Source organism: Winogradskyella sp. Asnod2-B02-A (genome assembly GCF_045063645.1).
In the GTDB taxonomy this organism is placed as follows: Bacteria; Bacteroidota; Bacteroidia; order Flavobacteriales; family Flavobacteriaceae; genus Winogradskyella.
The window spans coordinates 559,352-576,566 of record NZ_JBEFOG010000026.1 but is presented as its reverse complement, the minus strand read 5'-3'; the positions used below and the strand labels follow the sequence as shown (position 1 = coordinate 576,566).

General features: G+C 29.4%; 17 protein-coding genes. All 17 read left to right on the top strand.

Annotation, left to right across the window (positions count from 1 at the left end; genetic code table 11):
* The first annotated feature begins 5 nt into the window (after positions 1-5).
* The 17 genes from ACJJVO_RS05990 (at position 6) to ACJJVO_RS05910 (ending at position 17,142) form a co-directional block, all read left to right on the top strand.
* On the top strand, positions 6-512 hold the full coding sequence (locus ACJJVO_RS05990; RefSeq protein ID WP_405571646.1) for a hypothetical protein: 507 nt from the start codon (positions 6-8) through the stop codon (positions 510-512).
* 161 nt (positions 513-673) lie between these two features.
* Entirely contained in the window at positions 674-1,555 is an 882-nt protein-coding gene (locus ACJJVO_RS05985; protein ID WP_405571641.1) for a hypothetical protein, read from the top strand.
* 123 nt (positions 1,556-1,678) lie between these two features.
* Positions 1,679-2,353, top strand: coding sequence for a hypothetical protein (locus ACJJVO_RS05980; RefSeq protein ID WP_405571639.1), 675 nt, complete (start codon positions 1,679-1,681; stop codon positions 2,351-2,353).
* Between the two features lie 167 nt (positions 2,354-2,520).
* Positions 2,521-3,786 carry a hypothetical protein gene (locus ACJJVO_RS05975; RefSeq protein WP_405571637.1) on the top strand — a complete coding sequence of 422 codons (1,266 nt, stop codon included), beginning with the start codon at positions 2,521-2,523 and terminating at the stop codon, positions 3,784-3,786.
* A 198-nt stretch (positions 3,787-3,984) separates the two neighbouring features.
* On the top strand, positions 3,985-4,440 hold the full coding sequence (locus ACJJVO_RS05970) for a hypothetical protein (protein WP_405571634.1): 456 nt from the start codon (positions 3,985-3,987) through the stop codon (positions 4,438-4,440).
* 935 nt (positions 4,441-5,375) lie between these two features.
* Entirely contained in the window at positions 5,376-6,326 is a 951-nt protein-coding gene (locus tag ACJJVO_RS05965) for an SDR family oxidoreductase (RefSeq protein WP_405571631.1), read from the top strand.
* Between the two features lie 9 nt (positions 6,327-6,335).
* On the top strand, positions 6,336-7,247 hold the full coding sequence (locus ACJJVO_RS05960; RefSeq protein WP_405571628.1) for a helix-turn-helix domain-containing protein: 912 nt from the start codon (positions 6,336-6,338) through the stop codon (positions 7,245-7,247).
* A 3-nt stretch (positions 7,248-7,250) separates the two neighbouring features.
* Positions 7,251-7,766, top strand: a complete 516-nt coding sequence (locus ACJJVO_RS05955; RefSeq protein ID WP_405571625.1) for a hypothetical protein — start codon at positions 7,251-7,253, stop codon at positions 7,764-7,766.
* A gap of 160 nt (positions 7,767-7,926) precedes the next feature.
* On the top strand, positions 7,927-8,640 hold the full coding sequence (locus ACJJVO_RS05950; RefSeq protein WP_405571623.1) for a class I SAM-dependent methyltransferase: 714 nt from the start codon (positions 7,927-7,929) through the stop codon (positions 8,638-8,640).
* Between the two features lie 48 nt (positions 8,641-8,688).
* Entirely contained in the window at positions 8,689-9,384 is a 696-nt protein-coding gene (locus ACJJVO_RS05945; protein ID WP_405571620.1) for a hypothetical protein, read from the top strand.
* Positions 9,385-9,617: 233 nt separating this feature from the next.
* Positions 9,618-10,550 carry a hypothetical protein gene (locus ACJJVO_RS05940; RefSeq protein ID WP_405571618.1) on the top strand — a complete coding sequence of 311 codons (933 nt, stop codon included), beginning with the start codon at positions 9,618-9,620 and terminating at the stop codon, positions 10,548-10,550.
* Between the two features lie 181 nt (positions 10,551-10,731).
* Positions 10,732-11,487: a class I SAM-dependent methyltransferase gene (locus ACJJVO_RS05935; RefSeq protein WP_405571616.1), complete on the top strand. Its 756-nt coding sequence runs from the start codon at positions 10,732-10,734 to the stop codon at positions 11,485-11,487.
* Between the two features lie 165 nt (positions 11,488-11,652).
* Complete coding sequence (locus tag ACJJVO_RS05930; protein ID WP_405571613.1) at positions 11,653-13,398, top strand: DUF4375 domain-containing protein; 1,746 nt, start codon at positions 11,653-11,655, stop codon at positions 13,396-13,398.
* A gap of 81 nt (positions 13,399-13,479) precedes the next feature.
* The gene (locus ACJJVO_RS05925; RefSeq protein ID WP_405571611.1) at positions 13,480-14,628 is read left to right on the top strand and encodes a hypothetical protein; all 1,149 of its coding nucleotides are present in this window, start codon (positions 13,480-13,482) and stop codon (positions 14,626-14,628) included.
* A 51-nt stretch (positions 14,629-14,679) separates the two neighbouring features.
* Positions 14,680-15,051 carry a hypothetical protein gene (locus tag ACJJVO_RS05920; RefSeq protein ID WP_405571609.1) on the top strand — a complete coding sequence of 124 codons (372 nt, stop codon included), beginning with the start codon at positions 14,680-14,682 and terminating at the stop codon, positions 15,049-15,051.
* A gap of 221 nt (positions 15,052-15,272) precedes the next feature.
* Positions 15,273-16,481: a DUF3089 domain-containing protein gene (locus ACJJVO_RS05915; RefSeq protein ID WP_405571607.1), complete on the top strand. Its 1,209-nt coding sequence runs from the start codon at positions 15,273-15,275 to the stop codon at positions 16,479-16,481.
* Positions 16,482-16,587: 106 nt separating this feature from the next.
* Positions 16,588-17,142 carry a T6SS immunity protein Tdi1 domain-containing protein gene (locus tag ACJJVO_RS05910; protein WP_405571606.1) on the top strand — a complete coding sequence of 185 codons (555 nt, stop codon included), beginning with the start codon at positions 16,588-16,590 and terminating at the stop codon, positions 17,140-17,142.
* Positions 17,143-17,215: the final 73 nt, after the last annotated feature.

Sequence of the window (17,215 nt, the reverse complement as noted above, 5' to 3'; positions counted from 1 at the left end):
TTGTAATGAAGTACAGAATTACAAAAGAAGATCTTAATAAACGCATTTATGGTAAAACATTAGATGGTTTTGCAGATCGTTTTCTGGTTTTTATAGCCCAAAAGCAAAAGGATAATAATTATTTATTGAGCGATGCTCATATTCTGCAATTAGAGCGTAAAACAAAAAAAAGAATTTATATAAATAGTGTGGTCTTATCCATTTTAGGTTTGTTTTGTTTAGTGCTTGGTCTATTTCAATTTATGTACACTAAGCCTTTAATTGGTGTTAATTTATATACTCAATTTCCATTAATTTCAAATGGTTCTATTGAAATAGTTGGGAGTATGGCTTTATTTGTAGGTTGTTTATACAGCTATATAAAACGGCAAGCGATTTTAGAACGTTTAGTGAAATCTCAATTGATAGATGATCTTAAAAAATTACAACAGTTAGAGGGTCTTAAACCTAAGCCGTTAAGTAAAAAGAGAAAACGTTTTAAGCAGTCTTATAAAGTTGGAAATAAAAAATAGCATCTACTGTTATTTTTATTGAAATATACATAGTTCTAAATTTCAATTTGTTAAATTTAACACATAAGTAAATCAGGACTTAAATAGCTTTTATCCCGAAAAATACATTGTGTAAAGCCTATTTTTGTTTTGATATAACACGTTATCTGTAATTGAATCCAATGAATGAAGAATTAGAAAACATATTTAAAAAAGTCATTTACAAGGATAAAAGTTCTTTAATTACTCGATTCGAAAGTAGAAGAAAAAAAGTTCAAGAGATATTAAACAGAAACCCAAGACCATCTCACTTGGAAGGATTAAGTGAAGATTCTGCATTTTTAAGAGTTAGTAGTTATTCTGACCTTTCAAATATAATGGACATAGGTTATTACAATGGAATTAAGACGAATAATCCAATTGAATACAATAATGCCCTTTACACTTTTGCTCGTCTAAATACCGAAAGAATGAAACTAATTGGTTCAGGAAACGACCATTGTATTCTATTTCCGTATGTTCTCGATCATCTGGCTTGTGGAGAAATTAGTCTCGCTCGGAATTTGTTCAAAATGAATCTAGGAAAGTCGAAAAAAGGTCATAGATTTTTAGTTTGTGCAACAAACCTGCTACAATCGATTTTTAATGATAATGACTTGTTATCAGCATCTTCAATTAAAGATGCTGATGTTTTTTTGAAGAAGAAGAATCCAAAATTTGAAAACTACACCGTTGAGTTTTTAAGATCAATTATTAATAAGAATGAAGAAGTCTTAAATGAATCTCTTTTTCAAATAGTGAAGGGTTACAGAAATAACAAATGGTTACACGAATTCAAAGATCCTATCTTAAAATTAATTGGCAATTATCCTATAGGATTATATAAACTGGGAAAACATTATTTGAAAAATGAAGACGTTAATTTGATTCTTCCTGAGCACCCTGTTATTTGGAAAGAGTTCGCAGAATTAAAGCAAAAAGCAGAACCTTATATTCTATTTAAGGAAAGTTTAGTGGGCTTGAATGATTATTTAAAAAATACAGATAACACCGTGTATAATTAATTGCTTGGTTCTAGATTACTTACGAAAATTCCGCTGGAATTTTCTATCTGTGATTTGTTTGTTAACTTAGTTGCTAAACCACGCAACTAACCATACACAAACACGTTGTAAGCAATTTGAGAAATGAGCATATTATCGAAAATATTTAAGAAAAAATCTAACACGAACAAAGCAAGTTTGATTTTGGACGAAAAAGGAATTAACTCAATTGGTGGAAAAGCAAGTTCTGAAATTGATATTCCCGAATTGAAAACAAGTCCAATAGTCTATTTTGGATGCATTTCCAAAAACGAAACTCATTTTCCGAAAATTGATTTCGACTTACATTTAGTTTGTCCAATATTCATTGACCTTCAATCACCTGTGTTTTTTGACTACTCAAACCCCAAAAAGCCAAAACTTATCAGAGATAACGTTACTTCGAACTTCAACCAATTATTTGAAGACATTCCTTCTGATGCTTACATTGAATATAAACGGCTGAATTTCAAAATTGAAAATGCACCAACAGTAAAAATTAAGACTGGTGTTCACGAATTTGATATGGTTCCAGGCGAAATAGGACATACTATACTACCAAACTGGATTCACGATAAGGAATGGCTTATTTGTCCGATTACTGGAAATAAAATGGAATTTCTATTTCAGTTAGAAGATATTGATGATAGTGAAACTGTGAAAGGACAAGAAATTTTAGATAAAGAATATATCGACCCTTATTTACACTTTGGACACGGATATTTATATGTATTTTATGAACCTGAATCCAAAGTTATTGGATATTTAAATCAACTATAAAAACTGCTTACAACACCGTATATAATTTATTGCTTGGTTCTAGCCTACTTACGAAAATCCTTGCGGATTTTCTATTCGGTTTTTATTTGCTAACTTAAGTACTTAAATCACGCAACTAATCTTATACAAACACGTTGTAACACATTAAACGAAACCAAGAAACTTATATGAAAAGAACGATATTTTTATTACTAATACTATTAGCAACAAATGTCTATAGTCAAGAACTCGAAACTCAAGATTGGATAACCGATATTGAGTTTTTAAAAACCGAATTAGAAAAAAAACATAAGAATTTATACTTCAAAATCTCAAAAGAACAGTTTGAAAAAGAGCTAAACTCAATAATAAAAGAATTAGATGCTGACTCGGATTTACAAACCGCAATTAAACTTAAACAGTTGATTTCAAAAATTGGCGATTCACACACAGGAATTAATATATTTAGGTTTACAAAAAGAAAAAAAGGACTACCTATTAAAATGAGTTGGTTTAAAGATGGGTATTATATTATAAAAACCACAAAAAATAATTATGACTTATTAGACAAAAAAATTATCTCAATTAATAATTATCCAATTCAAAAGGTTGTAGATAGCTTAAAGACTTTAATTACAGCAGACAATAATGCAATTATAAAAGCTAGAATTCCCAACGTTTTAAACATGAGTTCAATATTAAGCTATTTTGATTTTTCAAAAGCAAGTGATTCTATTTACCAATTTGAAGTTGAAGATTATAATGGCTACAAATCAAAACACTCAATATCATTAGCAATAAACAATCGACGAGATAATATAGAAACAAAAATTGATGGAGTAAGACCCTATTATATTGACGGTAAAGGAAAAATATTCAAAGAAAAATATTATGCGAAAGAACAGATATATTACGTTCAATACAATAAATGTATGAGTAAAGAATCTGTTTTAAAATATGGTAACAAAAATGAAGCATACAGATGGCCTTCGTTTCAAGAATTTGAAAACAAAGTTTTGGAAACATTAGAAAAAGAGCCAGTTCAAAAATTGATTTTTGACATGAGATTTAATAAAGGTGGTAGTTCTTATTTAGCACAAAACCTCATTAAAAAAATAGCTGAAAACAAAAACATAAATACAAAAGAGAGATTATTTGTTGTAATTGGTAACAGCACTTATTCTTCGGCAATTTGGAATACTATTGATTTCAAAAAATGGACTAATGCAACAATAATTGGAGAAGAAACAAGTGGGAAACCTAACCATTATGGTTACGTGAAATATTTTTATCTTCCTTATTCAAATATGAAAATTACTTTTTCGACGGAATATTATGAACTTTGGGATAAAGATGACAACAGCATCAAACCTGACATCGAAGTTACAAGAACATTTGAGGATTATAAAAACGGAATTGACCCTATTTTGGAATATGTAAAAAATAATAAATAACGTGTTACAACAACGTGTATAATTCATTGCTTTGGTCGTTGCCTATTTGGAAAATTCCTTCGGAATTTTCTCGCGTTCGTTTTTGTTTACTAAATTAGTTGCTTAACCACGCAACTAACCATACATAAAACCGCTGTATCAAATTTTGACGCAACCATTTCAACATTTTTGCATCTAATAGAAAACAAACTATATTTTATGAAAAATAATGTACTTATTATTTTGCTATTTGCACTCACTTTGAGTTGTAATTCAGACGACGACACTTCTGAAATGACAAATGTTGAATTTACCTTAATTGCTAGAGAAAATCTTTTTGGAAATGGTAATGAAGGAATCATTCAACAAAATATGGTTATTACAAACCAAAGCGATTGGAATAGTTTAATAGCCCAAATAAATTCTGAAAATAACGTTTCTGATAACTTTACTGAGATTGATATAGACTTTTCTGAATTTCAAATTATAGCTGTTTTTGATGAAATAAAAGGAAATGGAGGTCATATTCTTGAATTTAGCATTATGTCTAATTCTGAAAACATAATAGTTAATGTAATTGATTTAGTTCCAGATGGCGATGTTACAGGTGTGGTTACTCAACCTTTTTGTATAGTTAAAATTCTAAAATCTGATTTAGCTATAGTATTTGAATAAAAAACTTGCTACAACAATGTGTATAATTCATTGCGAGTTATGGCCTACTTACGAAAGTCCTCGCGGACTTTCTATCTGTGATTTATTTGCTAACTTTAGTGCTTAAACACGTAACGAAATCATACGTTAAACCATTGTAAGTAATTTAAAACCAGCTAAGTGAACGACGGTTTAAGAATAGGATTAAGTGTTTTATTTGCGTTATTGATTATCGCTTTTAAATATTCGATGAGTATTGATATTCTTGCAACTATTATTTTTTTGACGATTTTAATTTTTGATATTTCAAAGTATAGCCGAAATGAAAACACCAAATCCGTTCTAATCTATTACTTATCTTGGATTTTGATTTCTGGGTGTGTGATTTACATAAGAAATGTTGGACTGAATTTCTGGTCGCCTATAATTCTGATTTTAACGATTAAAACTATTGTTCTTTTATTATCCTATTTGAAATTTAAAAGATTTTATGTTACGAAAACTATCTTAGGATATTTATGGCTAACAAGTTTGTTTCTCTATCTATCGGAACTTATCCTGAATTCAACACACGGATTCGGAAAACTATGCTTGAATCTAGCAGTCATTTCATCGATTGAAAGTATTTTAATAATTATATTTCAGAAAAAACAAGTTATTTACGAACCGAGTATTATAAACATTAGTTGGAATAAAATAAAAAACTACTTACAACACCGTGAATAATTAATTGCTTTATTTCTGCCTACTTGCGAATATTCCTGCGGAATATTCACGGGTTCGTAAAAGTTTGCTAAATTAGTTGCTGAACCACGCAACTAATCTTATACTAAACCGTTGCGCGTAATTACCACTCAAACCAAAAAGTATCCAACATTTGAAAATCCGTATAAGGAATTAAGACTACTACTACCCGAACTTTGTATTATAATTTTAATCTTAAAAAAATAGACAAAATGAATACAAATCAATTTGGTAAAAAAGGTTGGACACCAGACAGGATTGAAAAATTATATGGTAAAACATACGTCATAACAGGAACTACAAGCGGAACAGGATTTGAAGCAGCGAAAATATTGCTATCAAAAGGTGCGAGAGTGGTAATGCTTAATAGAAACCCCAAAAAAGCAGAAAACACCATTGCAACATTAAAACAAGAATTGGGTAACAAAATCGATGCAACAAACATTCAAATGGACTTATCCAAACAAGCATCTGTAAAAAAAGCAGCCGAAGAAGTATTAAAAACAGTTCCTAAAATTGATGCACTTATTTGCAATGCAGCCATTGCACAAGTACCTAAACAAAAGCTAACTGAAGATGGTTGGGAAAGCCAAATGGGAACGAATTACTATGGAAATTGGACATTGCAAGCATTGCTATTCCCTCTCATTGAAAAATCCAAAGGTCGAATTGTAACAGTTGGAAGTATGGGTTATGATATGGGAATTAAAACCATAAAATTCGATGATTTGAATTGGGACAAAGACTATACACCTAACGATGCTTACAGTCAAAGTAAACTTGCACAGATTATGTCAATGTACGAATTACAAGATAGATTAAAAGAAGCAGGAGAAACAGATGTTAAAGCCTATGCGTGTCATCCAGGTTCTTCAAGAACCAACTTGATAAATACAAGCGGTAGTTTTATGATGAAATTAATCTTTAATCTGATGAAATTATCCCCATTAACACAGTCCGCTGAAAAAGGTGCTTATCCGCAATTAATGTGTGCAACAGAACCAAATTTAGACCAAAGCGGTTTTTACGGACCAACAGGAAGAAGCAATTGGGTAGGTCCAGTTGGAGCACACAAAATAGAACCACACGCTAAAGATAAAGCAGTAGCTAAACGACTATGGGAGCTTTCAGAAAAAGAGACAGGTATAAAATGGAATATCTAAATTTGTATTATGCAACATTTTAAAACATTATCATCGTATTTAGACTATTTAGGACTACCAAGACCAGAGCATCCAATGTTGAGCGTGTTCAACTCGAAAGAAGATGGTTATTTACCCTGTCCAAGAGAAAGTTCCCCACCAATTACTAATGATTGCTATTCCATTAGTTTTAAAAAATATGTAGAAGGGAATTTAAACTACGGAAGAACAAAATATGATTTCACAAATGGCGCTTTAATTTTCATTGCACCAAGACAAGTCTTGCAATGGGATAGTAGCGTAGTTTTTGAACAAAAAGGCTTTTCAATAAACTTTCACGAAGATTTTTTGAAAGGAACAGAATTGGCGCAACAAATTAAAAAATACGGTTTCTTCTCATATTCCGTAAATGAAGCTTTACACCTTTCGCCTAAAGAAGAAAAACAGATAGAATCTATTGTTGAAAATATTGAAATTGAGTATCAAAATAACCAAGATGCTTTTAGCAAAGAAATAATCATTTCGCAATTGTGCACTTTACTAAAATATGCTAATCGTTTCTATGAAAGGCAATTTTTAAATAGAAAAGAAATATCCAATAATTTGTTAGAGCAATTCAATAAGCGTTTAACGGAATATTTTGAATCTGGACAATTACAAGAAAAAGGTATTCCTAGTATAGAACAAATCGCAGATAAAATGTCGATTTCACAACGTTACTTAAGTGACACTTTAAAAAAAGAAACAGGTAAAACTACAACCGAACATTTACACTTACACTTAATAGATGAGGCGAAAAATATACTATTACAACCAAATAAAAGTATTTCAGAAGTGGCTTACGAATTAGGATTTGAATATCCACCCTATTTTTCGAGACTATTCAAAAAGAAAGAAGGAATAAGTCCAACTGAATACAGAGAAAAATATAAACTAAATTAAACGATGGAACTATTAAAATTAGCGACAGAATGGGCAAAAGCCGAAGTATTTTCAACACGTTTTTTTATCTTATTTGCGATAGGATTTTTAATCGCAAGTGTTGGATTTTGGCAATTAGGAAAAACAGATTTAGCTAAGGCTTATATCATTCCAACGCTTGTGGCTGGTGTATTACTTTTAATAATTGGTAGTGGTCTTAACTACACAAACATTCAAAGAGTTAAACAATTTGAAAAGGATTTTAATACTGATACATCTGCTTTTTACCAATCCGAGATTGAACGTTCAGAAAGCACTTTAAAGGAGTATACAGTTGTATTTAAAGTAATTCCAATATTAATTATCATAGCATCATTATTAATTCTGTTTGTTAACACACCAACTTGGAGAGCAATAAGCATTACAACAATTGCTATGCTAATAGTCATTTTATTAGTTGACGGAACTGCTCACTCAAGAATAGAAAGCTACCATAAAGAATTGAAATTAGTGGATATTGAAAATGAAATTATAAAATAACTACACCCAACAAAGTATATAATTTATTGCTAGTTCTGGCTTGCTTACGAAAATTCTCGCGAATTTTCTTTGGTTCGGTTTACTTTTGCTAATTTAGTTGCTTAACCACAGAACTAGCCATACCTAAAACCGTTTCCAATAATTAGAGCTAACATCACAAATGAAAGATATTTACGAACCTAAATTTGTCGAAAAACTGTTTGATAAAATGTCGAGTTCTTATTCAAAAGTGAATTACATAACTTCATTTGGGTTTAGCGAAAGATGGAGAAGACAATGCGTTGAGGAAATTGGAATTGAAAAAGGAAAAATAGTTGTTGATTTAATGACTGGAATGGGAGAATGTTGGAAACATATTCTAAAAAAATCAGATAAAAACTCAAAACTTATCGGACTTGACTTCTCAACAGAAATGATAAATCGTGCAGAGAAAAATAAAAGAAAGTTCAAAAAATCAACAATTGAAGTTCTGAAAGAAAACGTTTTTCAAAATTCAATAGAAAACCAAACAGCAGATTATGTTATTTCTGGTTTTGGATTAAAGACATTTAATGATGAACAACTTGGAGAACTCTCGAATGAAATCAACAGAATTTTAAAGCCAAACGGAAAATTCTCGCTAATTGACGTTTCAGTTCCAAAAAATAAAATATTAAAACCATTTTATATGTTTTACTTAAAAAATGTTATTCCTATTTTAGGAAAAGTATTTCTTGGTAGTCCAGAAACTTATAAAATGTTAGGCGTTTATACTGAGGAATTTGGAAACTCAAAAAACACACATCGAATTTTTAACAGACCTGAATTCGATGTTGAATATGTGGAATATTTTTTCGGTTGTGCAAGCGGAATTAAAGGACGGAAAATAAAATAACTATCGGCAACACAGTGTATAATTAATTGTTTTATTAAGACCTACAATATGAAAAACATGCTACTTCTTTTATTTTTAATTCCAATTTTGGGTTTTAGTCAAAATTTTGAGGGAACGCTTGTGTATGAAAATGACATTGAGATTGCTGAAAAATTCTCAAAACAGTTTGGAATGACAAAAGAGAAGATGATGGAAAGCGGGCAATTTTTTGAGGAAACTCTGACTACCTATAAAAATGGAAACTATTTGAGCAAACCAAATAAAGGAAAAATTAAAGTTATTTATTTATCATATAGAAATGAAATTTTAACATTAGACAAAAAATTGGATTTAGTTCCTGCAATTAAAGCTGAAATAGATTTAGAAACCGAATTAAAAGAAAAAAGCCCAAAAATAGCAGTAGAACAAACAGATGAAATAATCCTGAACATAAAATGCTCTAAAGTAATTGTGGAATGGGAAACTGGCACTTATGAGTATTTTTTCAATTCAGATTATTTAAAAATGAACTATACACTATACAGCAATCACAAATACGATATGTGGTCGGAATATTTAAAATTATCTAATTCTTTACCCTTTAAAATTGTGAAAAGAATGGATGGAATGACAACAATCACTATGACATTAAAAGAAATAAAAGAGCATTCAGTGAATGATAAAATATTCAAACTTCCTAAATTAGAATTGAGCAAAGAATTTGTCTTTACAAAAGGGAATCAGGTCTATTATGAAAAAAAATAAAAACTGCTGCTAACAATTTGTATCACTAATTGCTGTATTATTCTCTATTTGGGTATATTCCACAGGAATATTCACGGGTTCGTTAAAGTTTACTAATTTAGTTGCTAAACCACGCAACTAGCCATAAACAAATCGTTGTTGGTAATTTTTCAAAACAATAGGATTAACTAATCAAATAAATAAAAATAAAAAAAACAGTACTATTTGCCTTTTGCTTTTTATCGATTATAAAATTGTATTCTCAAGTTTATGTTAATCTTAAAAAAGATCAATTTGACTTGGTTAAAAACTCTCAAACTTATTTCATTGTGCCCATTGAACTTAATTTGGACGAAGTAAAAACTAATGTTCAAGACATATGGACATTAAATAAAATTACATTTGTTTCACAAGATAATTATGAAAAAGATAAAGAGTTTTATACAAAGGAGGGTAACTCAATTATAAAATTAATAAAAAGCGATAAGTTAACTGGTGGAAGAATTAGCTATGACTCAAATTTCTCAAAATTAAGAATCGATTTTAAATTTCTTATGCTATATCATCAAAAAAAGAAAAAAGAAAATATAAAAATAAGACCGTTGCTTGTTGCAGAAATCTACTTCACTCCGAGTATAAGCTATAGGCAGTATACATTAAGTAACATGACTGAATACAACTATGAGTGGCGTGACAAAAATCCCGATAAAGAAATTCCTGATTATAACCCAATAAATGAACCAGCCAGTTACAATCTTAATGTAGGCTACATTAAAAATTATTTTCAAACTCTAAATCATAAATTAGTGAAAGGTGAGAATTTCAAAAGAAGTGATGGTGTGAAAAATAAATTAAAATTAAAAGATCTGAATAATCAAACCCTTTATGCACCAGATTGGATTTTAAAACAATATAGCTTTACCTCTTTTCGTTTAAAAAAAAATGTACCCTCCGAAGAACTTTTTGAGAAGTATAAACATGAATACAAAGTCATTTCTAACAATGAATTAAATTCAAAAATTTTAGACGGAGAAGACTTCTATTACTTTATGTATACTCAATTAAATTATCATAAAATATTTTCTGTAATCCATAGTATTACAGGTGAAATAATTTATTTAAAAGAAGAAAAAAATTATAACGTTAAAGATTCTGATTTAAAAAACATCAGCAAACTAATTAATTAAAACGAGCTACAACATCGTATAAAAATAATTGGAGTTTAGTGCTTAAACAAAGGCAATTATATGTTGGTCTGCTAGGACTTTCCGCAGGAAAATTAGATACTGATAAATCCGCAACTAACCGTTTAATAGGACGTTGTGGGTAATTAGAGTAATGAAAATCTCATTAAAATTAAAGACTAAAATGAAAAGTAAATACAAGGTAGGAGATTTAATTTATGATGCGAATGTTTACGACGGAATGAATACTGACTTAACTGATTTAGAATTTTACCAAAATTGGTTACCAAAACAAAAAAGTGCTCGTATACTAGAACTTTGTTGCGGAACAGGTAGACTTACAATTCCCATAGCAAAGAATGGATATAATATTAGTGGAGTTGATATCACTTCTACAATGCTCGAACAAGCAAAAATTAAAGCTACAGAGGCTGGTTTAGATATTGATTTTATTCAATCAGATATTAGAACTTTAGATTTACGTGAGAAATATGATTTAATCTTTATTCCATTTAATTCTATTCATCATTTATATAAAAACGAAGATTTATTTAAAGCACTTACTGTTGTAAAAAACCATCTAAAAGAAAAGGGATTATTGTTGTTAGATTGCTTTAATCCAAATATTCAATACATTGTAGAGAGTGAAAAAGAGGAAAAAGAAATTACTCAATACACAACCAAAGATGGAAGACATGTTTTAATAAAGCAGACAATGCGTTATGAAAATCAAAGTCAAATTAATCGGATAGAATGGAATTACTATATAAATGATGAATTTCATTCAACTCAAAATTTAGATATGAGATTGTATTTTCCTCAAGAACTAGACGCATACTTAGAATGGAATGGTTTTACAATTATTCATAAGTTCGGAAATTTTAAAGAAGAGGAATTTAACGATAGTTCTGAAAAACAAATATTTGTCTGTAGCAAATAAAATAACGTTGGTTAATACCGCTAATAATTAATTGCTTGATCAATATCGACTTACATAAGTTCTTAAGGAATATTCTTTCTGTGATTTATTTACTAAATTAGTTGCTTAACCACTGAACTAAACATACGCCAACACGCTAGCTATAATGTTGAATAAACATCACTAATGAAAAGGATACTTAACATTTTAATCATTTTGATAAATATATTAAATCTATTTGGTTGTAAAGCCCAAAACGAAAACGACCCTTATTGGGAATATAATGAAACCGAGCATTTCCGACCTGAATTAAATAAAGGAGAATTCTTTAAATTAAGCGGTTATGATTTTGGCTGGTTTGTACTTGAACCAATATCAAAATTTGTAAAAGACAAAGAACACGAAATTGAACGTGGGAAATCTTTGTCGTATGGTCAAAAAGCACTTTATTATTGGTGGTATTTAGATGCTCAAGTTACAAACGGTGGATTTGTACAATTCTACTACAATGGTTACGGTCCTTATGCGCCAACAATAATTAAAGGTTTGGAACATATTGGAGATTCTGAAATGGCAAATTTGGTTAAGAAAGCTCATAAAATCTATCAAAAAAACAAAAAGCTAATGGACAAAGCTCAAGAAAGTGATTTGTTTGATAGCGACCTTTACGATAGACTTGACGAAATGTCTTTACTTGATGAAGACTACTATGAAATAAATGAAAAGACCATGTTCTTAATTGAATCTTACATTCGTAAAAATCCTAACGAAATTTGTCTAGATGAAGATGGTAAAGAGTTTGACATGAACTTTACAGGTCTTTGTAAGACCTTTTATGACAACAAAACAATCAAAGATGAGTTTCAGCTTGAACAAGGTGTTATAAATGGAGAATTCAAGTCTTTTTATGAAAATGGGAAACAAAAAGAAATTATACATTATCTAAGTGGTAAACAAACAGGTGAGCAGAAAGAATTTTATGATAATGGAAACCTCAAATATCAAGTATCTAAAGAACCATTAAAAAGCATCCTAATTCATAAATGGTATTATGATAATGGAAATCCTAAAAAACTCGAATCAAAACTTATAGATAATAACGAGAGAATTGGAAAATATAAAGAATGGTATAAAAACGGGCAACTAGCAGAAATAGGAACATACAGATCAGATTATGAACGTGAGGGAGAATGGTTAGAATATTATGAAAATGGAAACAAAAAAGTTGATGCAGAATTTATAGATGGTGATTATAGACTAAAAAATCATTGGAATGAAATAGGAGAACAAACTTTAATAGATGGAACCGGATATAGTGAGTTTTATTCCAAACCATTTTTTAAAGATAATATACCTGAATTCCATTATCGTGAATACAAGAATTATGTAGCTCACGGAGTTTGGAAAGAACTTAAAAACGATACACTACAAAGACTTGTAAATTATAAAAATGGAAAACGTCATGGCAAAATGGAAATCTATTACAATAATGGAAATCTAAAAGAAGAAACTATTTATGACAATGGAAATTCTGTTTCAACTAAAAAGTTTCGGAAATTTAAAAATCCTAAAGTCAAAACATTTGTTGTTTCAAGAATTTGTAAAGGATGTTATGAAGATTATGAGGAGTATCAATTACCCGAAAATGAGCCAAAACCTTTAAATGATTTAGAATTGACAAAGAATTTCCAAGCCGAACCATCAATATTCGAACCTTATGGAGATGACCATATTATGTTTTATGGCTATTATGTATTTGTTAATGAAAAAGGACTCATAGATGAAATCAAATTTGCAGTAGCTGACAATATGTGGTTAGATGAACAAGTAAAATCAAATATGTCAGAATTAAGATTTGAACCTGCTTTGAAAGATGGAAAACCGATTAAGAGTATACATTACGTGAGATATAAATTAAAATTGATTGACTAAAACACTTTGACTAGCTCCAATTATTACTAATTTACATGCTTTGAGCCATATACAAAACTATTGTGTGCAAGACCAAAAACAATGAATTTGATTATTATGCAAAATAGAGTTTTAATATTTATAGGGCTATTTCTTTTGACTTTTTCCTGTGAAAGTCAAATTAAAAATGATGATAATTTTACATTATCAATTTCACCATCAATCCAACAGTTAAACACAGAAAACCAAAAAATCATTCAAATCTTATCTAACTTTCTTGAGACAAAAAACAATTCATTGACTTATAACGAGAATTGGCTTATATCTGATTTTGAAACATACATTTATCCTTACAGAGATATTTTTAAAATTGAGAGTAACAAAAATGATGAAAACTATTTCAAGCCAACTTTGATGGAAATCATCAAAATTTCGGAAAATAAAAAAATATTAAAAATTGGATTTGTTGGAACAAATACGGCAACAAAAGCAACAACGATAAGAGCAATATATAATATTATTGCTAAAAGAGTAGAAACGGATTGGAAGTTGAAACGCGCAATTGAATACCAAACAAAAGAATGGACACAAATAAAAAAAGAGGGTATAACATATTACTTGCCGAAAAGAAAAATACCAAATGAAATTGAAATGAAAATGCAAATAAAAGATATTGAATTTATTTGTGATTTTTTCAACACAAATGCAATTGATATAACTTACTATTCTTGTGACACACCAAAACAAGTTTTTGAGATTAAGGGGTTTGACTATTTACCAAATATGTATTTTAGTGAAACTGGCGGAATGGTAGATTATGGAAACATTATTTACTCTGGTAATAATTCGGAATATTACACTCACGAAATTGTTCATATTTACACCACAAAATTGTTTCCTTCTATTCAGCCTATTCTTAATGAAGGAATAGCCACTTACTTAGGTGGTAGTGGAAAAAATAGCTATGAGTGGCATAGAGAAAAATTTAAAGTTTATTTAAATGAATCTTCGGTTAACATAGCTAATCACTTACAACCTTATGAAAGATTTTATATAGATAATGAAACCCCAATTCCATATATAATTGGAGCTCTAATATGCGAAAGAACTTTAAGGAAATATGGAAAAGAAGGCTTAATGAATCTGTTGGGTTCAGATAAGGAATTATGGGATAGTTTAAATGAATATGGGTTGACTAAAGAAAACTTAACAAATGAATTAAAAACTACTGTAAACACTGTTTATAATTAATTGCTTAGCCACGCAACAAACTTTTGTAGCCAATTTAAAAATTACACACATATGAAAAAAATAGTTAAATATTTTATGATTGTTTTGAGTCTCATCATTGTAATTATTTCCATATTAATTTTTAGACCTGTTCCGATTGTTTCTGAACATAATGCAATTACTGAAAAAGGAATCGTATCTGAAATTTATAGCAACCAAGGAAATGACATTATTTTTATAATAGAAAATAAACCACGTAGATTTTACATCAACAGAGGGCTTGAAAATGGATTAGAATTAAATAATCTGAAAGCAAAATTAATTGGAAATCCTATTGTTGTAAAATACCCTAAATATTGGACACCATTAGATTGGAACAATAGCATTAGACATGTATCTAAAGTTGAGTTTAATGATGAAATATTATTTAACGAACTCAAATAATAAAAGAAAATAGGTAGAACACCGTGAATAAATAATTGCTTTATCATGTAACTAATTTATATATAAATACTTTAGCAATATTTAAAGCCATCATTACGTTTAAGATAGAGCTGATTTTTTTTATGTAAATGAAAATCATATTGTTATTTTTAAAAATGATTTGAAATATAAATTAAATCTTTTAAGTTGATAATAGTCCAAAACACATCAAATTACATATAATGAAATACACTTGGATCTGTACATTTCTATTGTTTATTTCTTGTTCATCTATTCAAGAAGAGCAGGAACCTGAACCTAATGTTATTGACATTCCTATTTCAACAATTGACTATAGTACTATGTCTAATTGGTATTTTCATCCCAATCAGCCTTTTAATTTTTTACAGACTTACGATTTAGATATTGCTGTCGTTGATGAAAATTTAAACATCACTTCTAATATTGAGATTAATAATAATGCCACTACAAATACTGGTATTGATGTATTTTGGGTGCATCCAACACATCTTGAAAATCCGCCTTCATTTCCAAGTACAGTATCAATTGAGACTCAAGATACCAATTATATAGGTCTAACGATTTTAGCTCAAGGAGCATTGTTAGCAAAATATGGTCGATTTTTTGCTCCAAAATATAGACAAGCTACTCCTGCATCTTTCTTAAGTGCTTATCATACGGAAGAAGAAAGGGCAATAGCTCTATTAGAAACTTACTCAGATATAAAAGCATCTTTTCAAAATTACTTGGACAACCATAATAATGGTAACAAAATCATTCTTGCAGGACATTCCCAAGGTTCATTTCTTTTAGCTATGTTGGTGAGAGACTTATTTGATACCAATCCAGAATTGCGAGAAAAATTGGTGACAGCTGCATTAGGAGGTATGGGATATGTGTATGCATTAAATAATTCAACTTTAGGAGGTTGGTGGAAAAACATTGGGCTTTGTACTACAACAAGTGAGTGTGGATGTGTGCATTACTGGAGAAGTTATGAAAATGATAAGAATATTCCAGAACCGATTGTAACATTCCCATCGTATAGCGAGACTTTAGTAAATAGTGGATTGGTATATCGCAAAACCAATATAAATAATGATACGTTCTTTCAAGACAATTTAATTTTTGATATTCAAGGTAGCCCATTGCGTTATATAACTCCAGGAATTCAGTATAGTTTTAGTAATGGTGCTAATTTTGTAGCTTTTGACGATATGTATACTGCTCGTTTTAAAAGAGAATCTAATGTAAAAGTAGGTTTGGCAGTAGATTTTATTGCAAACCCTACAGACCAACGCCTTAACGAATTAGAAAATTTTGAAAGCCCTATTATCTTTACAGACGGAGATTTTCATATTAAAGACTACCACATTTATATTTGGGCTCTAATGCAACAAATAGATGAAAAAATTAGTGTTTGCTGGTAACATTATATATGGCCTAATTTAAAAAATATCCCTAATTATAGGCAATGAAAAATATTTATTAAATTAGATATTAGAATAAAATAACCTTATAAAGCTATTGTATTAAATGAACCTAGAGTTATTCAAAAAAAAGTATAAAATTCAAAAGAAATTAATTGATCAAGAATCAGTAAAATTGACGACTTCAAATAATGATTTAAATCAATTATTTAGTGAGTTCGGTGGTTTTTCTTTTGAAAAAGGAATTATTAGAATTCATAATTTTGAAACTTCCATAAAGTGGACTGAAATAGTCTGTGAAACATTTCCTAAATATTCAGACCGGATAATTGTATTTGGATTTGATTGGGTTGGAAGACAATATGCTAAAGATTTAAATCAAAATTTCACATATCTTTTTGATATTGCAACTGGAGAAGATTTTATGCTAGATCAGCCATTATCTGAATTTTTTAATGTTGACCTAATTGAGTATGCAAATGAAACATTAGACATTATTGGTTTTAAAAAATGGAATACTGATAATATTGATTTAAAATTTAATGAAGTTGTAGCTTATAAAATTCCTCTTATGCTTGGTGGTGAAGATGATCCTAGTAATTATGAAATTGCAGATGCTGAAGTGAATTGGGAATTAAATAGGCAACTGATGAACGCCTAACATGTATAGTTAGCATTTGCTAAATAAGTAATTTGAAATAGGAGAGGAGTAATTATTTTAATTTGTTTTATTC